This window comes from Chromobacterium alkanivorans (assembly GCF_016937655.1).
Taxonomy (GTDB): domain Bacteria; phylum Pseudomonadota; class Gammaproteobacteria; order Burkholderiales; family Chromobacteriaceae; genus Chromobacterium; species Chromobacterium alkanivorans.
Map to the genome: position 1 here is coordinate 25,705 of NZ_JAFHKL010000022.1, position 24,921 is coordinate 50,625.

20 protein-coding genes are annotated in these 24,921 nt (G+C 65.7%); 8 read left to right on the forward strand and 12 right to left on the reverse strand.

The features are described 5' to 3' along the window. The first annotated feature begins 35 nt into the window (after positions 1-35). The 4 genes from JW897_RS23500 to JW897_RS23515 all read left to right on the forward strand — a co-directional run bounded on the left by JW897_RS23500 (position 36) and on the right by JW897_RS23515 (position 5,309). Positions 36-1,931 (forward strand): lytic transglycosylase domain-containing protein, encoded by a 1,896-nt coding sequence (locus tag JW897_RS23500; protein ID WP_240352356.1) that lies wholly within the window; start codon positions 36-38, stop codon positions 1,929-1,931. Between the two features lie 71 nt (positions 1,932-2,002). Beyond that, positions 2,003-2,950, forward strand: a complete 948-nt coding sequence (locus JW897_RS23505) for a complex I NDUFA9 subunit family protein (RefSeq protein ID WP_205467851.1) — start codon at positions 2,003-2,005, stop codon at positions 2,948-2,950. Positions 2,951-2,965: 15 nt separating this feature from the next. Further along, positions 2,966-4,189, forward strand: coding sequence for a multifunctional CCA addition/repair protein (locus JW897_RS23510; protein ID WP_048416018.1), 1,224 nt, complete (start codon positions 2,966-2,968; stop codon positions 4,187-4,189). Position 4,190: 1 nt separating this feature from the next. Beyond that, the gene (locus tag JW897_RS23515) at positions 4,191-5,309 is read left to right on the forward strand and encodes a 2-methylaconitate cis-trans isomerase PrpF family protein (protein ID WP_048416017.1); all 1,119 of its coding nucleotides are present in this window, start codon (positions 4,191-4,193) and stop codon (positions 5,307-5,309) included. 12 nt (positions 5,310-5,321) lie between these two features. Here JW897_RS23515 and JW897_RS23520 read toward each other — a convergent pair whose 3' ends face one another. The 12 genes from JW897_RS23520 to tssK form a co-directional block, all read right to left on the reverse strand. Then, positions 5,322-6,143, reverse strand: coding sequence for a rhomboid family intramembrane serine protease (locus JW897_RS23520; RefSeq protein WP_053077542.1), 822 nt, complete (start codon positions 6,141-6,143; stop codon positions 5,322-5,324). Positions 6,144-6,253: 110 nt separating this feature from the next. After that, positions 6,254-6,814 carry a DUF2867 domain-containing protein gene (locus JW897_RS23525; protein WP_048416016.1) on the reverse strand — a complete coding sequence of 187 codons (561 nt, stop codon included), beginning with the start codon at positions 6,812-6,814 and terminating at the stop codon, positions 6,254-6,256. A 36-nt stretch (positions 6,815-6,850) separates the two neighbouring features. Further along, the gene (locus JW897_RS23530) at positions 6,851-7,651 is read right to left on the reverse strand and encodes a TrmH family RNA methyltransferase (protein WP_205467852.1); all 801 of its coding nucleotides are present in this window, start codon (positions 7,649-7,651) and stop codon (positions 6,851-6,853) included. 5 nt (positions 7,652-7,656) lie between these two features. Further along, the gene (locus tag JW897_RS23535) at positions 7,657-8,982 is read right to left on the reverse strand and encodes an HDOD domain-containing protein (protein ID WP_205467853.1); all 1,326 of its coding nucleotides are present in this window, start codon (positions 8,980-8,982) and stop codon (positions 7,657-7,659) included. Next, positions 8,969-9,709 carry a class I SAM-dependent methyltransferase gene (locus tag JW897_RS23540; protein ID WP_205467854.1) on the reverse strand — a complete coding sequence of 247 codons (741 nt, stop codon included), beginning with the start codon at positions 9,707-9,709 and terminating at the stop codon, positions 8,969-8,971. Before JW897_RS23540 ends, JW897_RS23535 begins: the two co-directional genes overlap by 14 nt. A gap of 22 nt (positions 9,710-9,731) precedes the next feature. After that, a complete protein-coding gene (motB, locus tag JW897_RS23545) occupies positions 9,732-10,661 on the reverse strand; it encodes a flagellar motor protein MotB (RefSeq protein ID WP_048416013.1) in 930 nt (309 codons plus the stop codon). Positions 10,662-10,676: 15 nt separating this feature from the next. Then, positions 10,677-11,534, reverse strand: coding sequence for a flagellar motor stator protein MotA (gene motA, locus JW897_RS23550; protein ID WP_039755446.1), 858 nt, complete (start codon positions 11,532-11,534; stop codon positions 10,677-10,679). Positions 11,535-11,727: 193 nt separating this feature from the next. Then, positions 11,728-14,349: a type VI secretion system ATPase TssH gene (tssH, locus tag JW897_RS23555; RefSeq protein ID WP_205467855.1), complete on the reverse strand. Its 2,622-nt coding sequence runs from the start codon at positions 14,347-14,349 to the stop codon at positions 11,728-11,730. A 160-nt stretch (positions 14,350-14,509) separates the two neighbouring features. Next, positions 14,510-14,995 (reverse strand): Hcp family type VI secretion system effector, encoded by a 486-nt coding sequence (locus tag JW897_RS23560; RefSeq protein ID WP_048416012.1) that lies wholly within the window; start codon positions 14,993-14,995, stop codon positions 14,510-14,512. A gap of 126 nt (positions 14,996-15,121) precedes the next feature. Next, positions 15,122-16,765, reverse strand: a complete 1,644-nt coding sequence (locus JW897_RS23565; protein WP_205467856.1) for an OmpA family protein — start codon at positions 16,763-16,765, stop codon at positions 15,122-15,124. Positions 16,766-16,778: 13 nt separating this feature from the next. Beyond that, positions 16,779-17,441, reverse strand: coding sequence for a DotU/TssL family secretion system protein (locus JW897_RS23570; protein WP_205467857.1), 663 nt, complete (start codon positions 17,439-17,441; stop codon positions 16,779-16,781). After that, entirely contained in the window at positions 17,438-18,781 is a 1,344-nt protein-coding gene (gene tssK / locus JW897_RS23575; protein ID WP_205467858.1) for a type VI secretion system baseplate subunit TssK, read from the reverse strand. Before tssK ends, JW897_RS23570 begins: the two co-directional genes overlap by 4 nt. Before the next feature lie 523 nt (positions 18,782-19,304). On the opposite strand from tssK, the gene tssB reads away from it, so the two are divergent. The 4 genes from tssB (at position 19,305) to JW897_RS23595 (ending at position 24,756) form a co-directional block, all read left to right on the forward strand. Further along, positions 19,305-19,811: a type VI secretion system contractile sheath small subunit gene (gene tssB, locus JW897_RS23580; protein WP_048416010.1), complete on the forward strand. Its 507-nt coding sequence runs from the start codon at positions 19,305-19,307 to the stop codon at positions 19,809-19,811. Positions 19,812-19,826: 15 nt separating this feature from the next. Continuing rightward, on the forward strand, positions 19,827-21,359 hold the full coding sequence (tssC, locus tag JW897_RS23585) for a type VI secretion system contractile sheath large subunit (protein ID WP_205467859.1): 1,533 nt from the start codon (positions 19,827-19,829) through the stop codon (positions 21,357-21,359). 206 nt (positions 21,360-21,565) lie between these two features. After that, positions 21,566-23,947, forward strand: coding sequence for a type VI secretion system Vgr family protein (locus tag JW897_RS23590; RefSeq protein ID WP_205467860.1), 2,382 nt, complete (start codon positions 21,566-21,568; stop codon positions 23,945-23,947). 14 nt (positions 23,948-23,961) lie between these two features. Next, a complete protein-coding gene (locus tag JW897_RS23595; protein WP_205467861.1) occupies positions 23,962-24,756 on the forward strand; it encodes a DUF4123 domain-containing protein in 795 nt (264 codons plus the stop codon). The last annotated feature ends 165 nt before the right edge of the window (positions 24,757-24,921 follow it).

The following is a 24,921-nucleotide window of genomic DNA, read 5'->3' on the forward strand; positions in this document are numbered from 1 at the left end:
GCCCAGCGCCGGACAATAAAAGACGAAACCGGATCATGAACCCTATGACATTCACCGCCCCCAGCCGCATGCTCGCCCTCAGCCTGGCGCTGACGGCCGCCCTGCCCGCCTTCGCCGGCGCCGACGACGAACTGATCGCCGCCCGCGACGCCTTCCGCGGCAACAAGCTGGGGCAACTGGCCAGCCTGGCGAACGGCATGCCGTCCAACTACCCGCTGAAGGACTACCCGGCCTACTGGCTGGCGCTCAAGGCGCTGGACGGCGACGACGACGGCCCGGCCCAAAACTTTCTGGCGCGCGTGGACGAAGGCCTGATGCCGGAGCGCGTCCGCAACGAATGGCTGAAAAAACTGGCGGCGCGCGAAAGCTGGAGCCGCTTCGCCGCGGAATGGAAAAAGCTGCCGCCGGAAGGCCGCGACGAAGAATCCAGCTGCTACGGCCAGCTCAACGATCTGAACCAGGGCAAGGCGCCCGCCGATCTGGACCGCTTCCTGGAGAGCCGGCCGCTGCCGGAAGGCTGCAACCGCCTGATCGCCGAAGCCGCGCGCCGCGGCGTCGTGAAGCGCGACTGGCTGTGGCAGCGCGCCCGCCTGCTGCTCGCCGGCAACTATCTGAGCCAGGCGCGCCAGCTGGCGTCCAACACCGGCCTGCCGCTGGACAACGCCGCGCTCAGCAAGCCGGCCAGCGCCGACCTGTCCACCCCCGGCGGCCAGGAAGCCGCGGTCTACGACATCGTGATCAAGGGCAAGGCCAATATCAGCAACGGCCTGGGCAAACTCCTTGAACACGAAACCAGCTTGAGCAAGGAACGCGCCGGCTTCGCCTGGGGCCAGCTGGCGCTGCTGTCCGCGCGCAAGCAGCAGGCGGCGCAGGCGCTGCAATGGTTCGACAAGGCCGACGCCGACCAACTGACCGCCGAACAATGGGAATGGTGGGCGCGCTCGGCGCTGCGCCTGGAGCAATGGACGCAGCTGGAGAAAATCATCCGCTCCATGCCGGCCAGCGTCGGCGCCAAACCGGCCTGGCGTTACTGGCGCGGCCGCTCGCTGCAACAGCTGGGCCGCCAGAACGAGGCCGCGCCGCTGTTCAGCCAGGCCAGCGTCGGCCACAACTACTACGCGCTGCTGTCGCTGGAAGAACTGGGCAACAGCCTGTCCACCCCGGCCAGCAAGAGCGGCCCCGGCAAAGACGACATCAAGCAGATGAGCGAGGAACCGGCGATCAAGCGCGCGCTGGCGCTGCTGGAACTGGCCGAACGCCACGTCAAGCCCGAGTTCCGCGCCGACGCGCAGCGCGAGTGGCGCTGGGCGATGCGCAACCGCAGCGACATCGAACTGCTGGCCGCCGCCGAAGTGGGCCGCCGCGCCAGCTTCTACGACATGGCCATTTACAGCGCCGAGCGCACCAAGGAAGAGCACGATTACTCGCTGCGCTATCTGACGCCCTACCGCGACGTCACCCAGCGCTACGCCAAGCAGCTGGACATCGACGACGCCTGGGTCTACGGCCTGATCCGCCAGGAAAGCCGCTTCATCACCATGGCGCGCTCCGGCGTCGGCGCCTCCGGCCTGATGCAGCTGATGCCGGCCACCGCAAAATGGGTGGCCAAGAAAATCGGCCTGGGCCAGTTCGCCGTCAACGACATCGAAACCAATGTGCAGCTGGGCACCTGGTATCTGCGCTATGTGCTGGACAGCCTGTCCAGCAACGAAGTGATGGCCACCGCCGCCTACAACGCCGGCCCGGGCCGCGCGCGCGCCTGGCAGGCGGACCGCACGCTGGACGGCACCATCTACGCCGAAACCATTCCCTTCACCGAAACCCGCGACTACGTGCAGAAAGTGATGGCCAACGCCGCTTATTACTCCAGCACCTTCGGCCACGCCAACATCTCCTTGAAGAACCGGATGGGCGTGGTGCCGGCGCGTTGAACCTCTGCTTGGTCCTCCCGGCGGCGGACCAAGCCCCCTCCCACAAGCACCATAAGAAAGGGACCGCACTCATGACTTATCAACGCATCTGCGTCATCGGCGGCAGCGGCTTCATCGGCAGCTACATCGCGGAACGGCTGACCGAACAAGGCTGCCAGCTGACCATAGCCACCCGCCGACGCGAACGCGCCAAGGCCTCGCTGCTGGTGCTGCCCGGCGCGCAGCTGGTGGAAACGGACATCCACAGCCCGGCAGCGCTGGAACAATTGATTTCCGGCCACGACGCGGTGGTCAATATGGTGGGCATCCTGCACGGCAGCGCCGCGCAGTTCGACAAGGCCCACGTGCAATTGAGCGAAAAAGTGATCGCGGCCTGCCAAAGCCGGGGCGTGCGCCGGCTGATCCACATCAGCGCGCTGGGCGCAGACGAGAACGGCCCCAGCCTGTACCAGCAGAGCAAGGGCCGCGCCGAGGCGCGCGTGCGCGAGAGCGGCCTGGAATGGACCATACTGCGGCCGTCGGTGGTGTTCGGCCACGGCGACAGCTTCCTCAATATGTTCGCCAGCCTGCTGCGCAAGGCCCCGCTGCTGCCGCTGGCCGGCGCGCAAACGCGCTTCGCGCCGATCTGGGCCGACGACGTGGCCCGCGCGGTGGAGGCCAGCCTGGCGCGCCGCGCCGCCATCGGCCAAAGCCTGGACCTGGCCGGCCCAGGCGTCTACACCCTGGCCGAGCTGGTGAGCCTGGTGGGCCGCAGCATAGGCAAACCGCGGCCGGTGATCGCGTTGCCGCAAGGCCTGGCCATGCTGCAGGCCGCGCTGATGGAATGCCTGCCCGGCCCGGCGCTGATCAGCCGCGACAATGTGCGCTCGCTGAGCGTGGACAATGTCAGCGAGCGGCCCTTCCCCGCCGCGCTGCTGGGCTTCAGCCCCACGGCGCTGGAGGCCTTGGCGCCGGGCTTGCTGGGCAGCGACGAATTCAATCTGCAGATGTCCGCCTACCGCCGCCAGATTGCGCGCTGAACGGGAAACGGATAGATGCAATGCTATATCGTCGGCGGCGCCGTGCGCGACCGCCTGCTGAAGCAGCCGGTGAAAGACCGCGACTGGGTGGTGGTGGGCGCCAGCCCGCAAGACATGCTGGCGCTGGGTTACAAGCCGGTGGGCAAGGATTTTCCGGTGTTCCTGCACCCGGACACCCACGAGGAATACGCGCTGGCGCGCACCGAGCGCAAAACCGGCAAGGGCTACCACGGCTTCGCCGTCTACGCGGCGCCGGACGTGACGCTGGAACAGGATCTGGCGCGGCGCGACCTGACCATCAACGCCATCGCCGAGGCGGCTGACGGCAGCCTGATCGATCCCTACCACGGCCAGCGCGACCTCGAGGCCGGCGTTCTGCGCCACGTCAGCCCCGCCTTCGCCGAAGATCCGGTGCGCATTCTGCGGCTGGCGCGCTTCGCCGCCCGTTTCGGCTTCGCCGTGGCCGACGACACCATGGCGCTGATGCGGCAGATGGTGGAAGCCGGCGAAGCCGACGCGCTGGTGGCGGAGCGGGTGTGGCAGGAATTGGCCAAGGGCCTGATGGAAGAGCGGCCGTCGCGCATGTTCCTGGCGCTGCGCGCCTGCGGCGCCCTCGCCCGCGTGCTGCCGGAGCTGGACGCGCTGTTCGGCGTGCCGCAGCGCGCCGATCATCATCCGGAAATCGACACCGGCGACCACGTGATGCGGGTGCTGGACTGCGCCGCCGAGCAAGGCCTGCCGCTGGCGGCGCGCTTCGCCGCGCTGACCCACGACCTGGGCAAGGCGCTGACGCCGGCGGAGGTGCTGCCGCGCCACATCGGCCACGAAGCCGCCGGCGAGGCGCCGCTGCTGGCGCTGTGCCAGCGGCTGCGCGTGCCGGCCGATTGCCGCGACCTGGCGCGCATCACGCTGTTGAGCCATACCAAAGTACACTGTGCTTTCGAATTGAAGCCGAGCACAATATTGCGATTGTTCAAGCAAACCGACGCCTTGCGGCGGCCGGAGCGCTTCTTGCTGATGCTGGACGCCTGCCGCGCGGACGCGCGCGGGCGCCTGGGCTTCCACGACCGGCCCTATCCGCAGGCGGACTACCTGTCCGCGCTGCTGGACGCGGCGCTGGCGGTGGACGCCGGCGGCATCGCCAGCCAGTGGGAAGACAAGCGCACCCTGCCGGAAGCGATAGACCGCGCCCGGACCCGCGCCATCGCCGTCCGCAAGGAGCAACTGGAGACGCACTGACATGGCCTCGATCCATCGCCTGCCGTCCACGCTGATGCGCGGCGGCACCAGCAAGGGTCTGTTCATCCGCGCCGACGCGCTGCCGGAGGACACCTCCGCCTGGGAGCGCATGCTGCTGCGCGCCATCGGCAGCCCGGACCCTTACGGCAAGCAGATAGACGGCCTGGGCACCGGCCGGGCCAGCACCAGCAAGGTGATGATACTCAGCCCGTCGCGGCGCGAGGACTGCGACGTCGATTGCCTGTTCGGCCATGTGTCGATAGAAGACGCGCTGATAGACTGGTCCGGCAACTGCGGCAACCTCAGCGCCGCGGTGCCGCTGTTCGCGGTGATGGAAAAACTGGTGGAGCCGCGCGACGGCGTGGCCGCCATCGGCATCTGGCAGGCCAACGTCGGCAAGCGCATCGTCGCCGAACTGGAGATCATGCACGGCCAGCCGGTCTGGCAGGGCGACTACCGCATCGACGGCGTCGCCTTCCCCGGCGCGCCGATCCGGCTGCGCTTCCTGGACCCGGCCGGCGGCAGCTCCGGCGAGCTCTACCCCACCGGCAAGCTGGTGGACGAGCTGGCGCTGCCGGACGGCAGCCGGGTGGAAGCCACGCTGGTTGACGCCGGCAACCCCACGGTGTTTGTGCGCGCCCGGGATTTCGGTCTCAAGGGCGACGAGGAAATGGCGGCCCTGCCGGAGGCCGCGCGCCATAGGCTGGAATGGGCGCGGGAAATCGCCGCCGTGGTCATGGGCCTGGCGCCCGACATCTTCGCCGCCCGGCGCGAACGCCCGGGCACGCCGCGGATCAGCCTGCTGTCGGAAAGCCGGGACGAGGATTGCCAGATCAACGCCCGCATCCTGACCTCGGGCCGCTCGCTGCACCACGCCTTCACCGGCACCGGCGCCATCGCGCTGGCCTGCGCCTGCGCCACCGAAGGCACGCTGCCGCAACAAGTGGCCGGCGCGCCGGTGCGCGGCATGCCGCTGACCTTCAGCCACGCCAGCGGCAAGCAGACCGTGGAAGCGGTGCTGGGCCACTCGGACGAATACGGCTGGATCATCAGCGAAGTGGTGATGACCCGCACCGCCAGGCCGCTGATGCGCGGCGAGGTCTACATCCCGCTGGACTAGCGGGCCGCCGCGTCAAGGCTGGGCGGGCGTCGCGACCTGCTGTTGACGCAGTTGCGCCGCCAGCTCGCTCAAGTCTTCGGAACCCAGCGTCTGGCTCGCCTGATGCGCGCCCAGGACCGCCGCGCCCGCCAGCGCGACGAACAGCAGGGAACGCTGCAGCGGACGCCGCTTCAAGCGCTCCGACCAGCCCAGCGCGCCCAGCGGCAGACCGGCCAGCAGGCCGCCGACATGGCAAGCCTGGTCCACGCCGGACACCATGAAGCCCATGCCCAGGTTCAACAGCACCACTTGCGCCAGGGCCTTGCCCTGCGAACCGCCCATGTCGGCGTCGCTGAGGCCGGCCACGCACAGCGCCCCGGCCAGCCCCATCAAGGCGCCGGACGCGCCCACGCTGGCCACCAGCCGGATGCTGCTCTGCATAAACAGATTGGTCACCGGATGCGTGCCGTACCACCAGGCGCTGACCAGGCCCGCAACCAGGCCGGTGGCGAGATAGATCGCCAGGAAGCCGACGCCGCCGAAGCGCTTTTGCGCCAGGGGGCCGATCAGCAGCAACATATACATATTGAGCAGCAAATGCATGGCGCCGCCGTGCACGAACATGCTGCTGAACAAACGCCAGCTGTCGCCGCCCAGAGTGAACGGCGCCAGGTTGGCGCCCCAGCTCACCAATTGTTCGGGGTCGGGCTCGGTCCAGGAGACGCCAGAGGCCCCCATCCAGACGTAAACGATCAGATTGGCCAGCAACAGACCTATCGTGGCCCATTGTTGCCGTAGCAAGGCAGAAACGCCGCCAAAGCGGGTTGAGGAGGTATCGAGCGCGGCTTCATTCATTTGTTCTGGTTTCCTGTCTTTCAATTTGCCGTTTAAATATCACCGACGCATGATAAAACAGATTCTCCAAAATAAAAACCAACCGCTACTCAATATTCATGCGCGAAGACTCAAGCCATTGCCGCGCCGCGCAACAACTCCCGCTCCACCTGGCGCAGCATGCGCCGGCGGATCAGGCCGCTGACCGGCCGGATCAGATACCAATACGGCGCGAAACGCAAACGGGTGGCCGCGTCGGGACAGTGCACTCGGGTCTGGGTAGACAGGCGGACGCCCCCGGCGACGGCTTCGCAATGGAAGCTCAGCAATAAGCGGGCCACGCCCGGCTCATTCAAAGCGATGAAATCCTCGAGGCCGCCGATTTCGCGCAAACCGAAATCCGCGCGCCAGAACGCGCCAGCCAGGCCCAGGACCATCTCGCTCTCGCCGTCGCGCGCCAGCGGCGTGAAGCTGTGCATGCCGAACGGCGGACGGTTTTCGGGCAAGGCGCCGCTCAAACGGCCGGGCAGCTCGCGCAAGGCCATGAAGCGCCGCGCCCAGCGGTCGTCCGCCGGCGCGACGCGCTGCACCGCGTCCAATACCGAGCCCGACGCCGCCGGCAAGATCCGGGCGTGAGTCTCGACATACTGATAACTCGGCAGAATGCGTTCCGCCAGCGCAAAGCGCTCCATTCGTCCTTCTCCGTTTTGGGCGGCGGGCGCGGCGGCTCAGCCGGCCGCCGTCTCCAGCTGCCGCACCCGCTCGAACAAACACACGGTCGCCGCCATCGCCACGTTCAGCGATTCGGCGTGACCCGGCATCGGAATCCTCACCCGCGCATCGGCCAGCGCCAGCGCCTCCGCGCTGACGCCTGCGCCTTCGTTGCCGAACACGAAGGCCACCGGGCCGCGCAAGTCCTGCGCGTACAGCGAGGTGGAGCCTTCCAGATGCGTGACCAGCTTGCGGCCGTCGTAACGCGCCAGCTCGGCGCACAGATCGACCTGCTCGTGGATGTTGAGCGCGAAGTGCGCGCCCATGCCGGCGCGCAGCACCTTGGGCGAATACACGTCGACGCAGCCCTTGGACAGCATCACATCGTAGACCCCCGCCGCCGCCGCGCAACGCAGAATGGTGCCCAGATTGCCCGGATCCTGGATATCCTCCAGCATCACCCTCGACGCGCCCGCCGGGCTGGGTCGCGGCTGCGGCCGCGGGCACAAGGCCAGCAGCTCCCCGGCGCTGGCCAGCGCGGTGGCCTTGGCCAGCACGGCTTCCGGCACCGCGATCACGACCGTCGGCGCGCTCAAACGCCGCAGCAAAGCCCTCACCTCGGGATGCGATTCCGCCGCTTCGTTCAGATACACCCTCTCGGGCACGATGCCGGCGTCCAGGCAGGACTCGGTCAGATGAATGCCCTCCAGCAACATCGCCTGTTGCTTGCGGCGTTCGCGCGGGCTCTGCGCCAGGCGCGCCAATTGCTTGATTTCGTCGTTATGGGCGGAGGTGATGGTTTTGCTGATGTACGACATGTGTCCTATTGCGGCAGCAGGGTCAGGCGCGCCACTAAATCCTTGAATCGGTGATAACTGTCCTCGTCGATCGCCTGGCCGCTATGGCCGTTGTCGACATAGAACACGCCGGACAGCGTATGTCCGACAAACAGGGTGATCAGGGCGAATTCATTGTCCCCGACATGCTCGAAAAACAGATCCTCGTAGCGCCGCTCCAGCTGCTGGCGCACCGAGGCCGGCGCGTGGAAGCTTTGCGGCTTGCTGGTCAACACCGCGAAGAACGACCCCGGCTCCAGCCCCAGGGGCAGCTTGCGCAGCGGGTGGCTGTCGCCCAGGCCCAGCTGATAACGCAGCTTCAGCGCGTGCGCGTCCTGATCGTAGCGGTAATACAGCACCCGCTCGAACTTGAGATCGTTGGCCAGATGGCGGATGGATTCGCGTATCGCCTTCTCCATCTGCTCGGCGTCGCTCAAGGCGGCGGTTTTCTGCAAACTCGGGCGCTTGTACTCGCCTTCCAGCATCAACAGGCTGCGCACCGGATACATATAGCCCACCGCCCTGGGATGGCGCGCCACCGACACCGCCGCGTGCACCACCGCCTGATGCGCCAGATGCGGCGCGCAACCTATCAGCTTGGCCGCGGCCTCCACGCCCACCAGCCAGGTGCTGCGCCAAGTGCCTTGCTCCAGAGAGTTGGCGGTGGCCATCGCCAGGCGCAGCAACTGGCGGCGCTTGGTCGGGCTGCCCGGCCCCAGCAGGGCGTTCAGCCCGGTCGGCAAGGGCATCAGCTTGATGAATTGCTCCAGCACCTGGGCGTAATCGCAATCGAAGGCGTTGGACATTTCCTGCAGCAGCGGGCGGTCCGGCAGCTGATTGCGCTGCATCATGAACAGGCAGGCGGGCAGATTGTACAGCAAGGCGGCCACGAAGCAGTCCTCCACCTTGTGATCGCCCTGCAGGGACAGCCACTCCTTGATCAGCAAGGCCGCCACCCGGGAGCGGCCCAGCCAGTCCTCCACCGCCTCCAGCACCTCCTCGTCCAGCTTGTCCGGCACCGCTTCCAGCGCGGCGACGCGGCCAAAACGATTGGTCACCGCCTCCAGCCCCATCAGCAGCAGCGTCTGCTCCACCGAGGGAATGCTCTCATTGCGCTGCAAGGCGCGCGAACCGCCCACCACCCGGACCAGGTCCAGCAGCAGGAAGGGATCGGACAGACAGAGATTGGCGAGGTCGGTGAAATTGATCAGATCGCTGTGGCGAGCGCAGATGTCCTTCAGCTCGCCCAGCGTATTGGGCAGAATCGGCCAACGCCGTTCGGCGATGGACTTGATCCAGTTAGCAAGCTCCATGTGGGTGGCGCCAGATCAGAAGTTCGGTTTGCAAAGCGCCTCCCAGCGGGATGCGTTCATCGGGTTCGACATCGGGGACGGCGAAGGTGTTGCTGACCAGCAGGCTGCCGGGACGGCCTTCGGCCAGGAACTTGCGCCAGACGCGCGCCATAGGCTCCGGGGACAGAAACACGTACACCGCATCGTACTCTCCCCACGGCTCCCTCCAAAAACTGCGGCAGGCGAACTCCAGCCGCCGCGGCCGCCGCGCCAGCCACCAGCGCGCGCGCGCCAACAACCAGCTGCCCCAGGCGCTTTCCAGCGCCCTCACCCTGAGATCCGGCCGCAACCGGCACAGCCACACCGCCAGCCTGCCGTCGCCGCAACCGGCCTCCAGCAAGGCGGACCGGCCCGGCAAGCGCTCGGCCAGCCGCTCCGCCGCCTGGGCGGAGGAACGATACAAGGGCACGCGCTCCAGCACGGCGTTGCGGCCCAGCGCGACCGTCAGCGCCAGCCCCAGCAAATACACCCAGGACGGCAGGGCCGCCTGCTGCATCAAGGCCAGCGCCGGCACGAACAGCCCGTGCAGCAAACGCTGCCAGCCCGGCAGGCGCATGAAAATGGCCAAGGCCGCCGCGCACAGGCCCTGCAAGATCGCCCAGCCCAGAAGCTGGACCGCGGGCGCGACGAAATACATCGCCGCCAGCGCCGCCAGCAGCTGCAGGCCCAGGTGTCGCAAGCGGCTCAACAAGACAACGCTCGCATCGGCATTACTTGGCCGGCGCTTCCGCCGGCTCGGCGGCCGGCTCCGCCCCGCTCTCCGCGGGCCCGCCGATCACGTCCTGATTCATCTGCGGCTTGTAGCCGTCGTTGAGGATATTGCTCTCCGCCTCCTTGTTCAGCACCACGATGGCGATGCGCCGGTTTTCCGGGCTGAACACATTGGTCTTGACCAGCGGATTGGCCGAGGACAGGCCCACCACGCGCAGCACCTTGTTGTCCTGCAGGCCGCCGGCCACCAGCTCGCGCCGCGCCGCGTTGGCGCGGTCCGCGGACAGTTCCCAGTTGCTGTAGCCGCCCTGGCCGCTGCCGAACGGCTTGGCGTCGGTATGGCCGGAGATGCTGATCTTGTTGGGCATCATGTTCAGCTCTTTCGCCAGCTGCTGCAACAGCACGCGGGTATGCGGCAGCATGCGCGAACTGCCGGAGTCGAACATCGAGCGGTTCTGCTCGTCCACGATCTGGATTTTCAATCCGTCCGGGGTGATCTCCAGCTTGAGCTGATTCTTGTACTCCTTGAGCAGCTCGCTGTGATCCACCGTGCTCTGGATCTTGTTCTGCAACTGCTCCATCGCCGCCTTTTCCTGCTGCTTGCGCATGATCTCGTCCTGCGGCGAGCCGGACTTGTTGACCTGGCCGGTCTGCTTGGTCAGGTCATTGCCGCCGCCCTTGATCACCGAAGTGGCGTCGCCGGCGCCGGCGCCGCCGGACAGCGCCACCTTCAGCGGCGTCTTGAAGTATTCGGCGATGCCGTTGAGCGTGCCCTGCGAGGCCGAGCCCAACAGCCACATCAGCAGGAAGAAGGCCATCATCGCGGTCACGAAGTCGGCGTAGGCGATCTTCCAGGCGCCGCCGTGGTGGCCGTGGCCGCCCTTCTTGATGCGTTTGACGATAATGGGCCGTTGCGATTCGTCAGCCATGATCGCTCCCCCCGCTTATTTCTTCGCCTGTTTCACGTGATCTTCCAGTTCCTTGAAGGACGGACGATCATGCGAAGCCAAGACTTTGCGGCCGAACTCCACCGCCACTTGCGGCGCGTAGCCGTTGAGGCTGGCCAGAATGGTGACCTTGATGGTCTGGTACACCCGGGTGCCGTCGCCCAGCTTGTGCTCCAGAATGGTGGCCAGCGGGCCGACGAAGCCGTAAGCCAGCAAGATACCGAGGAAGGTGCCCACCAGCGCGTGGGCGATCAGCATGCCCAGCTCGGACGGCGGCGCGCCCACCGACTCCATAGTGTGCACCACCCCCATCACCGCCGCCACGATACCAAAGGCCGGCAGACCGTCGGCCAGGCCCTTCACCGCGTTGACCGGCACCTCGCCCTCGTGATGGTGGGTTTCGATCTCCACGTCCATCAGGTTCTCGATTTCGAAAGCGTTGAGGTTGCCGCCCACCATCAGGCGCAGGTAATCGCAGATGAATTCCACCACGTGGTGGTCGTGCAAAACGGTGGTGTATTTGGAAAAGACAGGACTGGCTTCCGGATTCTCGACATCGGCCTCGATGGACATCAGGCCTTCCTTGCGCACCTTGGTCAGAATCTCGAACAGCAGCGAGAACAGCTCCATGTAGAAGGCCTTGCCGTAAGGCGTGCCCTTGAACACGGTGGGGAAGGCTTTCATCGTCGCCTTCAGCGGCGCGCCGCCGTTGGCCACCACGAAAGCGCCGAGCGCGGCGCCCGCGATCATCACCACCTCCAGCGGCTGCATCAACGCGGCGAGATGGCCCCCCGCAGCGACGAATCCCCCCAGCACGGAGCCAAGAATTATGAGGTACCCGATTCCGACGAACATGCGTCAAGTCCTGTCTTTGTGATTTTTCGGATCGCTGCGATTTCCATTACAGCACGACTTTTATTCTATTCATAATAGAAAAAGCGGATTGAATTGTATCAACCCGCTTTCCCAGCTGCAAAAAACATGGAAGGTGATATTCACTAGCGCTGAAAAATGACGAATCCAAGTGCCGGCAAGGCTTAGAAACCATTTACGACATCGACATTTCCAGCTGTCCTCCCTCTCCCGCCGCCAGCTCGATCCGCAAGGGCATGCGTCCTCGCTCCAGCCGCCATTGCAAGCACTGCGCCGCCATCTCCGGCAACAACTGCTGCCGGATCAGGTGATCCAGGCCGCGCGCGCCGTTGTCGCGCCGGCCGCAGGCGCCGGCCATCCCCTGCGCGACCTCCGCCCCCGCCTCCAGCGCAATGCCTTGCGACGCCTTCAGATGCGCGGCCAGCGCCGCCAGCTTCAGCTGCGCGATCTCCGCCAAAGCGGTCTCGGACAACAATCCGTACGGCACCACCTGCATCCGCGCCAGCAGCGGCGCCTGGAAATGGGCCAGCAGCAGGGGGCGCAAAGCCTCCAGCCACGTCTCTCGCTCCGGCTCCCCCTCCTGCTCCAGCAGCAACTCGCTGCCCAGATTCGACGTCATCAGGAACAGCGTATTTCGGAAATCGATCTCGCGTCCTTCGCCGTCCCGCATGAAACCGCGGTCGAACGCCTGGTAGAACAGATTGAGCACATCGCGGTGCGCCTTTTCCACCTCGTCCAGCAGAATCACGCTATACGGCCGCCGCCGCACCGCCTCGGTCAAGACCCCGCCCTGACCGTAGCCGACATAACCCGGCGGAGAGCCTTTCAACTGCGAGACCGTATGCGCCTCCTGATATTCGGACAGGTTGATGGTCAGCAGCGCCTGCTCGCCGCCAAACAATAAATCGGCCAGCGCCAGCCCGGTCTCGGTCTTGCCCACGCCGGACGGCCCAACCAACAAGAACACCCCCAGCGGCCCGCGGCTGGGCTCCAGACCGGACTTGGCGGCCAGCAGGGATTGGGCAATCTCCGCCACCGCGGCCTCCTGGCCGCGCACCCGCTCCCGCAGAGCCGGCGCCAAGCCCAGCAGATTGGCGGCGTCGTCGGCCAGCAGCTTGCCCACCGGCACGCCGGTCCAGTCTGCAATCACCTCCGCCACCAAGGCGGCGTCCACATCGGCGGCGGCCAAGCGGCACTCCCCTTGCAACGCCGCCAGCTCGGCCCGCGCCTGCGTCAGCCGCTCCGCGCCGCCCGGCTGCCCGGCCAACTCTCGGCACAACTGGCGCAACCACTCCGCGCCCTGCCGCTCCTGCTGGTAACGCTGCTGCAAGGCCTCGTTCTCAAGCCGCGCCGCAGCCAGCTCCGCGTCTATCGCCTGCAGGCGCGCCTCCAGCTGCGCGCCGCCGGCGCCCAAACCCGCATCCAGCCGCAAGGCCTCCCTCTCGCTGTCCAGCGCCAACACCCGCGCCTGCGCGCCCTGCAGTTCCGCGGCGGCGCCCTCCAGGCTCATCCTCGCCCGAGCCGCCGCGGTGTCGATCAAATCCACCGCCTTGTCCGGCAACTGCCGGCCGGCCAGATAACGCCGCGACAAGCTCACCGCCGCCGTGATCGCCTCGTCGCGGATCGCCACCCCGTGATGCTCGGCATAGCGCGGTTTCAAACCGCGCAGCATCAGACAGGCGGCGGCATCGTCCGGCTCCTCCACCTTCACCATCTGGAAACGTCGTTCCAACGCCGCGTCCTGCTCGAAATACCGCTTGTACTCGGACCAGGTGGTGGCGGCTATCGTCCGCAACTCTCCACGCGCCAGCGCCGGTTTCAACAGATTGGCCGCGTCGCTGCCTCCGGCGGCGTTGCCGGCGCCCACCAGCACATGCGCCTCGTCGATGAACAGCAAGATCGGCTCCGGCGCCGTGCGCGCCGCCTCGATCACCTGCTTCAGCCGCTGCTCGAACTCGCCCTTGACCCCGGCGCCCGCTTGCAGCAAACCCAGGTCCAGCGCCAACAATCGCACTCGGCGCAAGGCTTCCGGCACTTCTCCTGCCGCGATGCGCAAAGCCAGTCCCTCGACCAGAGCCGTCTTGCCCACCCCCGGCTCGCCCACCAGAATCGGGTTGTTCTTGCGCCTGCGCAACAGGATGTCCACCATCTGGCGCACTTCCTTGTCGCGCCCCAGCACCGGGTCGATCAAACCCTGGCGCGCCTTGGCGGTCAGATCCCCGGCGAAGCGGCTCAACACCTCCGGCAAGGCATCCGCAGCCGCGGGCGCCTCCTTGCCGGCCGCCGGCCGGACAAGCTCCGTCCCCTCCGCAAGCTCAAGCGTCTCCGACTCCGCCGACACCCGTTCCAGCCAGGTCCAGCGCGCGCGCACCTGCGCGGCGGACAAGCTGAACAAGGGCCAGGCCTGCCGGCAGGACAGGCGTTCAGGCGCAGCCAGCAAGGCCAGGAACAGATGAGCGGAGCGAATCTGCTGGCCGCCGAAATCCAGCGAAGCGATCAGCCAGGCAGCCTGCAGCAATTCCTGCAGCCCTCGCGACAAGCCCGGCTTGCCGCGCCTGTCCCGCGGCAGGCGCTCCAGCGCGGTCAGCAAGCCTTGCCAGATGTCATCCACGTCGATCTCGTAGTGCCGCAGCAAGGCGGCCAAGTCGCCGTCGCCCTGCTCCAGCAGCTTCACCAGCCAGTGCTCAACCGTGATTTCCGCATGCGTGCGCGCCTGGCAAAGCCCGGCGGCTGCCTCCAGCGCCCGAGCGCAGTGCTCGTTCAGCCTCCGCAACAAATGAACAGAATCGAGAGTCATTTCCGCCTTTTCCCAAACAAAACGCATGCCGGCCAGAATGGCCGGCATCGCTAAACGCCCTCTGGATCTCCGCCGGCAACCGCGAAGCGCCGCGTCAGAGCGTCATGCCGGCAGCCTCCCCGGCTCCGCCCAGACGCCGCGCTCGCCGCGCGCGGCGGAACTAACGGTTTTCAATCCAGCTGTCGGAGTGGATGATGTTGCCGTCCTTATAGGCCCAAGTGATTTTCTCGTAGCGCATTTCCACCTCCTCCAGGTGGTTGTAACGCTCGCGGTCCGGGTCCTTGATGTTGTACATCTTGGGCGCCACCGACACGACCTTGACGTTGTCCAGCTTGATGTTGAAATACTCCTGCTCGCTGCCGGCGTCGTCGATCTGATACCACTTGAACTCCACCTCCTTCAGGGTCTGGCCGCTGGTCACCGCCTTGTACAGGTAAGGAGACGAAGCGTCGAACTCCTTGACCAGAGTCAGCGCCTCGTGCACGCGGGTGCCGGTCAGTTTTCCGGTATTGCCGTCGGTGGGAATGCGCACCGCGTGGTCGAACTCCACCACCTCCACGCTGCTCTCCCGTCCCTGCACCGTCACAGAGCCCTTGATGTCCGCTCCGCCATCGTCTTTCAGCCACATATATGCGGGTATCGCCATGTCAAACACTCCTTGGGTTAACTTAATAACTTAAGTTTAAACAAGCCCGCCCACCGCCACGTCCAAGCTAAACGCCGCGGAGCGAGCGCGCCGCGCCCTGCGGCCACTTCGCCGCCTTGCCGCCCGTCACTTGACTGGCGGCGCCGGCAGCAAGGTAATCTCGACTCGCCGATTGCGCGCCCGGCCCTCGGCGTCGTCATTGCTCGCCACCGGCCGCGTCGCGCCATACCCCTGGATCGCGAAGCGCGTCAGCGGCAGCCCGCTCGCTTGCGCCAGCCAGTCGCGCACCGCCGCGGCGCGCTCCAGCGACAAGCGCTGGTTGGACTCCGCCTGGCCCACGCTATCGGTATGCCCCGCCACCAGCACATTACGCTCCGGATAACGCGCCAGCGCCGCCAGCGCGGGCTGCAGCGCCGCCTCCGCTCCAGTGCGCAACACCGCCTTGCCGCTATCGAACAAGGACAGGCTGTCCAGCGACACCGAGGCCGGAGCCGCCGTCGGCGGGCGATACTCGGCAATCAGCCGGGCAATGCGCTCCCGCCACGGCTGCGCCCGATAAAACCCGAAACCCAAGCGCAAGGGCACGCCAAGGTCGGCGTGGCTTTGCAACTCGCGCGCGTCGCTTTCCAGCGTCCGCAACGCCTGGCGACGCTCCGCATCCCGTTCTACCGGCAAGGCGCGATAGTGCGCGACATTGGCCGACAAGCGTTCCAGCAACTCGCGATTGGACCAGGCCGAAGCGGCGAATGTCGCCAACGCCGTCAGGCAGGCCAAAAGCCAAAGCCTCAGCGCCAGCCTCCAGGCAGCGGACAGCCGCCCGCCCGGCTCCAGACCGAACAGCCAGCCTCTGGGCACTCCTTCCCACTCGCTCTTGCCCATGCTCAGCGAGCGCACCGCCAAACCGCTCAAAGCCTGCCTGCAGCGGCCCCATGGAGACAGCGCCGCATCCCTCCCCTGCGCCGGCAGCAAAGCGATTCCCTGTAAACGGGGCGCGGGGGTCGGTTCCGCGCCCTGCAATAAGGCAGGCAACACCTGGGCCCCCAGCCAACCGCCCACCGCCCCGGCGCGCAAGCGCAGATCGAAACGCGCGCGCGCATCCTCGTCTCCCAAGGCCGGCGGCTGCAACTCCATCCGGCTGCGCCAAGCCTCCAGCCGCTCGCGCCACTGCCGCAGGCTGGAACACGGCGCGCCTTGCAACACCACGCCTAAAAGCTCATTGATGCCGGCGCAACGCGCCGGGGCGGGAAACCCCACCAACAAATAGACCGGCAAGCGACACGTCAGGCGCCCCTCCACATCGGCAATCGCCTGCCGCCAGGCCTGCAAGCGCCCCAACCAGGCCGGCTCGCTGCATTCGGCCGCGGCCTCCAGGCGCAAGGCCAAGGCATCCGGCGGCGAACCCTGCCGCCAAGCCGCCAGCTCGGCTACCGCGCGCTCCAGCAAAGCCGGCGTCGGCACCATCACCCGCAGCACGCCGTCTTCCGCCGCCACATAGGCGCCGCGCCGGCTTTCCAGCTCCACCACCGCGGCGCGGCCGCGGCGCCAGCCCTGCGGCAAATCCTGCAACCCCGGCAACAGCAACTCCCGCTCCGCCTCGTCGCGCCGCCAACGCCACAAACGCCAAGCGCCCCAGGCCAGCCACAGCGCCGCCGCCGCCAAAACCGCGCCCAGGCGAACCGTCCCGCCCCACGGCGCCATTTGCGTCAGCCACCAAGCCACCGCCGCCAGCGACAACCCCCACAAGCAGAAAAAATGCGCGTGAGCCCGCATCGCCCGCCCCCCTTTAGGTCAACGCCAAGGCGGCGTCGGCGGCGCTCAACCACCCGCTCAACGCCGCATGCGCCAGCAGCGCCGCAGCCAGGCCCGCCACAGCGACAGCCAGCGGCAAAGCCAAGCGCCGAAAACGCCTGGAAACGCCGCTGCGCAGCATGGCGACCCCGCCGTCGAACTCGCCGGACGGCAACGAGGGAGGAGCCGGCAGGCCCGCGCTGAGTTGCCCCAACAGCGCCTGGCAGGCCGCTTCGTCTTCTCCTCCGCGGAACCCCAAGGCCAGAGTCGCCGCATAGCACCAGCCCAACACCGGTTCCGCCGCAGGCTGCGCCAAATGCGCGCGCATCCGCCCCAGCAAAACCTCGCCGGCCTGATAACTATTGAAAAAACGGACCTGCAAAGGCTCCCGCGCCCACGCCGCCCGCTTCGCCCCTTCCAGACGGCGCAGCGCCGCCTCATCCAGCAACGCGCATTGCGCGTAACTGGCCCGCTCTATCAAGGCCTCGCCGGCGCCGCCCTGGCGTAAATCCTCGCGCGTCGCGCTCACCAGTCCGGCTGCGTGCTCACGCCAATCCTCCACGTGCTCGGGCGCGTCCTTGTCGGCCAACATCGACACCGTCAGCGCAGTGTCCCGGAAACTGCGGGCCAAAGCCTCCGGCGAAAATTGCTTGCTCATGATTTCAACACCACGAAGAGTTCAAGCACCACGCCCGGCAAAGACGCGGGCACATAGCAAGAACACGCCTGCGCCGCCAGCATGCGCAGAAAAGCCGGGTGGCCGGCATCCAGGGCGAAATACAAGTTTTCCATCCGCAGCGACAGAGCGGCGGGCAAACGCGCCGGCACGCTCAGCGGCACCCCGCCGGACGCGGTGCTGACCACGGTCTCCACATCCTCCGGTGCCCCTATCTTGCACACAGCCGGAAAGCGCTCCAGCAACTGCGCCGGCGGCATCTCCGCCCTCACCGACAGATAAAAACCGCCCTGCTCGCCCAGCCTCGAATCCACCAACTGGCCATGCCACATCGACGCCTCCCCTTTCACCAAAGGCACCGACACCACCTGCGAAGGAATCACCGTGTCCAGGCAGCCCCTGATCCTGTCCTCCAACAACAGGAAACCGGGCCTGGCGTCCTCATGCCGATAAGCGGGGATGTCCGCCAGATCCTGCTGTAACGAAAACGTGGACAGCATGCCGCACAGCTGAGCCAAAGCCCGATGCAGCGCCTCCGGGTGGCAGGCCGGCGTCTGCCTTAGATGCGCCAGCACCGGCCAAGCGCTGTTCACGCAATGCAAGAACCAGAACAAGCCGGCGTCCGACACTGAAAAATCCACCAAACCATGTCCGCGCTCGCGCCGGCGCTCCGACAGCTGCCGGCTGCGCGCCAACAGCGTCTCCTCAATCCGCCCAAGCAAATCCATCAAGCCCGGCGCCGTGTCCAGACGCAGCGCCGGCGGCCAGAACGAAGCATCCCGCTCCCATTGGCCCTGACCGTTGCGGCTCAAACGCAACAAGGGGCAGCAGACATAATCCGCCCGCTCCTCAAACTCCAGCAGCACACGCAAATTGCCTCGCTCTACCGCCAGCTCCGCCGGCGGGCCGTCGTACAAGTCCTCCACCTCCAGGTATTCGCAGCGCTGCCGCCTGGGCCGCGCCGGCGTTTCGCCATCGAATTCTCCGTTGCCGCCCCCTGCTTCCCACATGGGCAGCCCCAGAAACACCTGCACGCTCTGCGCCTCGGCCGGCGCTGCCAAATCCCGCGCCGGCGGCAGGCGGTCCGCCTCCGCGCAATCGACCACGACGCCATCCGGCAGGATCAGACGCAGCCTTTCCAGCTTCAGCTTGCCCAGGGCTAAAGCGGCTTCATCCCACGCCAACTCCCAGCACCCCCAAAAATATGGCTGGGCCAAACGTCCAAACGAGGCGGCCAGGTGGGAAAACCACAAGGACTGCTGCTGAAAATGCTGAGGGGACAGCAAGGCGCCCTCCAGCCACATCGGACGGAAAAATCTCATGCAGATAACCTCCGAATAAATCCTTACACGAATATTTGCTATGCGTAATACAAATCAACAACACACAACGTCTCCACAAAAATAAAACCAACTCGATCTGTTCACGTAAAAACAAATAAAAAACACAAAATCATTTAAATTAAATTTATTAAATTACCAAAAATATATTTGATTAAACAATGAATGCCATTGAAATAACACAACAATCAACATAGAAAATTTCAAGCATTCTAGACATCAAACATCACATCATGTCAACTTAAAAACAATATTGCGCCAAAGCACACAACCTGGTTACCATTGAAAAACAATCCAGCAAAAACAAACAAGTATCAAAAACCAAAAAAAACACAAACAAAACCACAACAAACGCACCTACCTAAATAAGGAGAAAAAACAAACCACAAACAAACTCAAAAAAACCTTAAATCCGCGCCCAGCGCGGCAAACAAGACAACCACGTTCATTTACCCAACAGGATGAATGGACAGCTTCAACCTTGATCGCAAGCGAGGAAAACACCATGGCTGAAAGCTTTCAAAACGAAGTGCCCGCCGCGCGGGTCAACATCAAGCTGGACCTGCACACCGGCGGGGCGCAGAAGAAAGTGGAGCTCCCACTGAAACTGCTGGTGGCGGGGGACTACAGCCATGGCCAGGAACAGCGGCCGTTGGCGGAACGGGAAAAGGTGTCGATCGACAAGAACAACTTCGACGCGGTGCTCGCCGAACTCAACCCCAGGGCCAAGCTGGTGGTGGAAAACACGCTGGCCGGCGACGGCTCCGAAATGGCGGTGGATCTGGACTTCAAGGCCATGAAGGACTTCCACCCGGAACAGGTGGCGGCGCGGATTCCGGAGCTGCGCGCGCTGCTGGCGATGCGCAACCTGCTGCGCGACCTCAAGGCCAACCTGCTGGACAACGCCTCCTTCCGCCGCGAGCTGGAAAAAATCCTGCGCGACGACTCGCTGTCCGCCAACCTGCGCAGCGAACTGGAACGCATCATCCCGCTCAGCCAAGCCGCCCACTAAGCCAGGAGCCCTTCCATGTCTACAAAAACGCAACAGCAGTCCGACGGCACCGTTGTGCTGGAATCTCCGGCCAGCGTTTACGAATCGCTATGCGCCAAGATCAACCTGGCCCCGGTGGCCAGCACCCAGCCCATCGAGGCCTATCAGACCGCGGAAGTGATGTCCGACGCGCCGCTGGACGAACGCATCGCGGTGGCGGTCAACGTGTTCCTGAAAATGATTCAGGAGTCCTCGCAAAAGGTGGACCGGCTGGACAAAAGCCTGCTGGACTTCCACATCGCCCGCATCGACGCGCAGATCAGCCGTCAGCTGGACGCGGTGATGCACAACCCATCCTTCCAGCAGATTGAATCCGCCTGGCGCGGACTGCGCTTTCTGGTGGACCGCACCGACTTCCGCAAGAACGTCAAGATCCAGGTGCTGGACGTCAGCAAGGAAGACCTGCGCAACGACTTTGACGACGCGCCGGAAGTGATTCAGAGCGGGCTGTACCAGCACACCTACATCCAGGAATACGACACCCCCGGCGGCGAACCGATAGGCGCCATCATCTCCAACTACGAATTCGACCGCGGCGCGCAGGACATCGCGCTGCTGCGCGACATCGCCAAGGTATCCGCCGCCGCCCACATGCCCTTCATCGGCGCCGTGGGGCCGGCCTTCTTCGGCAAGGACAGCATGGACGAAGTCGCCGCCATCCAGGACGTGGCCAACTACTTCGACCGCGCGGAATACATCAAATGGCGCAGCTTCCGCAACAGCGACGACGCCCGCTACATCGGCCTGGCCCTGCCGCGCTTCCTGGCCCGTCTGCCTTACGGGCCCGACACCGTGCCTGTGCGCAGCTTCAACTACGCCGAAAACGTCAAGGGTCCGGATCACCAGCGCTACCTGTGGGCCAACGCCGGCTTCGCCTTTGCCGCCAATATGGTGCGCAGCTTCATCCGCAACGGCTGGTGCGTGCAAGTGCGCGGCCCGCAGGCCGGCGGCCTGGTGGAAGACCTGCCCATCCACCTGTACGACCTGGGCATAGGCAACCAGGTGAAAATCCCCACCGAAGTGCTGATCCCGGAAACCCGCGAATTCGAATTCGCCAACCTGGGCTTCGTCCCGCTGTCCTTCTACAAAAACCGCGACTACGCCTGCTTCTTCTCCGCCAACTCCGCGCAAAAGCCGGCCTTGTACGACACCAAGCAAGCCAGCGCCAACAGCCGCATCAACGCTCGGCTGCCGTACATCTTCCTGCTGTCGCGGCTTGCCCACTACCTGAAGCTGATCCAGCGCGAAAACATCGGCGCCACCAAGGACCGCCGGCTGCTGGAGCTGGAGCTCAACACCTGGATCAAGCTGCTGGTCACCGAAATGACCGACCCCAGCGACGAACTGCAAGCCTCGCACCCGCTGCGCGACGCCCAGGTCATCGTCGAAGACATCGACGACAACCCCGGCTTCTTCAAGGTCAAGCTGTTCATCGTGCCGCACTTCCAGGTGGAGGGCCTGGACATCAACCTGTCGCTGGTCTCGCAAATGCCCAAGGCCAAAAACTAAGAACGCGTTTACGACCTAGCGAGCAAGAGCGAGACAAGGCGAAAACCGCTGAGAAAGCGGAATGTACGTTTGGTACGTGGGCATTTCGAAGCGGTACTCGCCGCGCCGCGTTTCACGACGCGCAGCAGATCGTAAACAGGTTCTAAGCGTCCGTCCCCTCGGGCCGTCTCCACGGTCCGAGGACAGGTCCAATAAGGAGAGCCGCCATGCCGCCGCAACAGCTTTACCATCTGAAGATCGCCGAACTGCCGGCAGAGCAGCTGTCGGTCCAATCCTTCACCCTGAACGAAACCCTGGGCCGGCCCTTCGCCGCCGACATCCGCGTCACTTCCGCCCGCCAGGACATCGACCTCGTCTCCCTGCTGGACCGCTACGCGCTGTTCTCCATCCACGGCCCCCACCCGGACCTCGCCATTTTCCCCGACACCCCGCCGCAGCTATTGCGCCGCTGGCGCGGCGTGGTCAGCCACGCTCGCCGCCTCAGCGCCAGCCGCGACGAAGCGCTGTACGAGCTGCGCATCGAATCCCGGCTCGCCCGCCTGGGCGAAGGCCGCTACTCCCGCATCTTCCAGCACCAATCCGTGCCGGAGATCATTGAAGCCGTGCTGCGCCGCCACGACTATCGCGGCCACGAAATCAGCTGGAAGCTGCGCCCGGCCTTCAGCCAGGGCGGCGAGGCCTATCCCAAGCTGGAATACGTGACCCAGTACCAGGAGTCCGATCTCGACTTCATTCACCGCCTCGCCGAAAAAGCCGGCCTCTACTACTACCTGGTCACCGAAGCGGACAGCGCCGCCTGGGAAACCATCGTCTTCGGCGACGATGTCGACGTCTACGTCCGCACCGGCCGCGACCCCGCCCAACCACCCCAGGGCGGCGTCAAGCTCAAGCTCCGGCCCCAGGCCGGCATGGCCGACAACGAGGAAACCCTGAGCCGCTTCGAACTGGCCGCCCAGCCCATCCGCGCGCAAATCCAGCGCAACGACTACAACTACCGCAGCGCCGACACCCGCCTGCTCAGCCAGGGCGGCCCGGCCGACAACACCCCCGGCGCGCGCGGCGTCGATTACCTGTGGGGCGAACACTACAAAGACCCGGCGCAAGGGCTGCGCGCGGTGCGGATCGCCCAGCAGCGCGAACACTGCCGCCAGTGGGTCGCCGCCGGCGACGGCAACTGCCTGCAAGCCTTCGCCCCCGGCCAGATCTTCAAGCACGACGGCCCGGCGCTGGCTCCGGCCCCGGACGGCTGGCTGCTGGTCTCGGTCCAGCACCAGGGCGGCCGCCGCGACGCCTACCGCAACGCCTTCAGCGCCACGCCCGCCGACCGGCCCTATCGCCAGGAATTATTCACCCCGGTGCCAAACATCGCCGGCGCGCTGCCGGCCCGCGTGGTCGCCCCGGAAAAAACCCATTACGGCGCGATAGACCTGCAAGGCCGCTACTGCGTGCGCATGCCCTTCGACCTGGACGAATGGTCGCCCGGCGGCGACAGCCGCCCCTTGCGTCTGGCCCGGCCCTACGCCGGCCCGGAATACGGCCAGCACTTCCCGCTGCACCAAGGCACCGAGGTGCTGGTCAGCTTTGTGCTGGGCGATGTGGACCGGCCCTATATCAGCGGCTGCCTGCACAACTCCGAACTCACCGACAGCAACCCCGGCGCTTACTGGGACAGCCGCAACCTGATCCGCACCTGGGCCAACAACAAGCTGCGGCTGGAAGACCGCAAGGGCGAGGAACACATCAAGCTGGCCACCGAGTTCGACAAGAGCCAACTCAACCTCGGCCACCTGGTCAACGGCCAGCGCGCGCCGCGCGGCCAGGGCTTCGAACTCAGGACCGACGGCTGGGGCGCCATTCGCTCGGCCAAAGGGCTGTTCCTGTCCACCGACGCCCAGCCCAAGGCTGGCGGCAAGCAGCTGGACATGCAGGCGGCGCTGGATCAGCTGGACGCCGCAATGAACCAGGCGCGGGAACTGCTGCGCCTGGCCGGCGAACACCGCAACCCCAAGCCGATGCTGGACACCCTGCAAACCCTGCTCGACCACAGCAAGCAACTGGCCGGATCCGCGTTGCTGGCGCACGCCCCGGCCGGCATCGCCCACGCCACCCCGGCCTCGCTGCTCGCCAGCGCCGGCCAGGCCATCCACCTGCAAGCCGGCGACGACATCAACCTGGGCAGCGGCGAATCGCTGCACGCGGTGGCGGTCAAGGCCATCGCCCTGCTGGCGCAAAGCCAAGGCATGCGGCTGGTGGCGGGCCAGGGCAAGCTGCAACTGGAAGCCCACGGCGACGCGCTGGAGCTGAGCAGCGAAAAGAACATGACACTGCAAACCGTCAACGGCCAACTGCTGCTCAACGCCAAGCGCGGCATCACCCTGGCCAGCGGCGGCGCCTTCATCCGCCTGCAAGACGGCAAGATCGACATCCACAGCCCCGGCGACCTCAAGCTACGCGGCATCTACGACATGGCCCCGCCCGGCGGCCAGACCCTGCCCTTGCCGCAACTGCCAAACTCGGTGTGCAAAGAGTGCCTGCGCAACGCGCAGGCCGCCGCCAACCCCTTGGTTCCCTTATCCGCCCCCAACTAACCCCGGAGACCAAGATGAGCTCATCCCAAACGCCCGCGCCTCAAGCTACGCCCTTCCGCGCCATCACCCAGCAACATGCGGCCCCCTTCCTCGATCTGCTGCTGGACCCAGTCGCCGATAGCGGCAACTGGCAACAACGCATCGCCATGATCCAGCCCCCGCTGGAATGCCTGCGCCTGTTCGACGACACCTCCTTGAGCGATCTGGGTCAGGACTCTCCGTTGCTGGCACGGGTATGGCTGAACCAGAGCGAACATTGCGACTGGCTGGAAAGCACTCTCAACCTGCTGTGGCAACAGCCACAATGGATCGTGCTGTTCAGCTCAAGCTCACAACCAGCGCTGGCCGCCCACCTGCGCCGCTTCCTGACCGTCAAGCTGGACGACGGCGGCTTAACCCTGCTGCGCTATTACGATCCGCGCCTGCTGCGCATCGTGGTCAATACGCTGACGCCGGCACAAGGCGCCGCGCTCGGCCAACGTATTGATCTATGGCTCTGGCGTAATCGCGACGGCGAACTTGAGCGCTGGACCGCGCCCCAGGAACACACCATCCCGCTGCCCTCCAGCCGCCAGCCGCTACCACTGGACAGCGCACAGCGCATGCAACTGGAGTCCTACGTGGAAGCCCATGCCAGTCTGGGTCAACTGCTAAGTCTAGAGCCTGAACGCGCCAAGCAATCCCAGGAACGACTCCTCGACGAACTGGCCCGGCTCAACCGGCAGGCCGATGTTGAAAGTCACTGGAGCAACGTAGAACGCGTGGACTGGATACGCCGCCATTTGCCGGAAATCACCGCCACCACTTGAAACCCTAAGGAATTGGAAATGCCAAGCTTCCCCGCCGTCTGCTGGCGGCTTACCCCGCCGCGCCTGGCCCTGCTGCTCGTCCTGCTGCCCTGGCTGCCGGCCCAGGCCATGGGCACCAACCCGGCCACGGAGATGGTCCCCGCCGGCGTCGAGGGCTACAACCAC

Excerpts from the sequence above, each read along its gene's own strand:
- JW897_RS23590 (WP_205467860.1), top strand. The coding sequence starts at position 21,566 with ATGCCGCCGCAACAGCTTTACCATCTGAAGATCGCCGAACTGCCGGCA.
- JW897_RS23595 (WP_205467861.1), top strand. The coding sequence starts at position 23,962 with ATGAGCTCATCCCAAACGCCCGCGCCTCAAGCTACGCCCTTCCGCGCC.
- JW897_RS23520 (WP_053077542.1), bottom strand. The coding sequence starts at position 6,143 with ATGAATGAAGCCGCGCTCGATACCTCCTCAACCCGCTTTGGCGGCGTT.
- tssC (WP_205467859.1), top strand. The coding sequence starts at position 19,827 with ATGTCTACAAAAACGCAACAGCAGTCCGACGGCACCGTTGTGCTGGAA.
- JW897_RS23525 (WP_048416016.1), bottom strand. The coding sequence starts at position 6,814 with ATGGAGCGCTTTGCGCTGGCGGAACGCATTCTGCCGAGTTATCAGTAT.
- JW897_RS23510 (WP_048416018.1), top strand. The coding sequence starts at position 2,966 with ATGCAATGCTATATCGTCGGCGGCGCCGTGCGCGACCGCCTGCTGAAG.
- motB (WP_048416013.1), bottom strand. The coding sequence starts at position 10,661 with ATGGCTGACGAATCGCAACGGCCCATTATCGTCAAACGCATCAAGAAG.
- JW897_RS23515 (WP_048416017.1), top strand. The coding sequence starts at position 4,191 with ATGGCCTCGATCCATCGCCTGCCGTCCACGCTGATGCGCGGCGGCACC.
- JW897_RS23535 (WP_205467853.1), bottom strand. The coding sequence starts at position 8,982 with ATGGAGCTTGCTAACTGGATCAAGTCCATCGCCGAACGGCGTTGGCCG.
- tssK (WP_205467858.1), bottom strand. The coding sequence starts at position 18,781 with ATGAGATTTTTCCGTCCGATGTGGCTGGAGGGCGCCTTGCTGTCCCCT.
- JW897_RS23500 (WP_240352356.1), top strand. The coding sequence starts at position 36 with ATGAACCCTATGACATTCACCGCCCCCAGCCGCATGCTCGCCCTCAGC.
- tssH (WP_205467855.1), bottom strand. The coding sequence starts at position 14,349 with ATGACTCTCGATTCTGTTCATTTGTTGCGGAGGCTGAACGAGCACTGC.
- JW897_RS23570 (WP_205467857.1), bottom strand. The coding sequence starts at position 17,441 with ATGAGCAAGCAATTTTCGCCGGAGGCTTTGGCCCGCAGTTTCCGGGAC.
- tssB (WP_048416010.1), top strand. The coding sequence starts at position 19,305 with ATGGCTGAAAGCTTTCAAAACGAAGTGCCCGCCGCGCGGGTCAACATC.
- motA (WP_039755446.1), bottom strand. The coding sequence starts at position 11,534 with ATGTTCGTCGGAATCGGGTACCTCATAATTCTTGGCTCCGTGCTGGGG.
- JW897_RS23565 (WP_205467856.1), bottom strand. The coding sequence starts at position 16,765 with ATGCGGGCTCACGCGCATTTTTTCTGCTTGTGGGGGTTGTCGCTGGCG.
- JW897_RS23530 (WP_205467852.1), bottom strand. The coding sequence starts at position 7,651 with ATGTCGTACATCAGCAAAACCATCACCTCCGCCCATAACGACGAAATC.
- JW897_RS23560 (WP_048416012.1), bottom strand. The coding sequence starts at position 14,995 with ATGGCGATACCCGCATATATGTGGCTGAAAGACGATGGCGGAGCGGAC.
- JW897_RS23505 (WP_205467851.1), top strand. The coding sequence starts at position 2,003 with ATGACTTATCAACGCATCTGCGTCATCGGCGGCAGCGGCTTCATCGGC.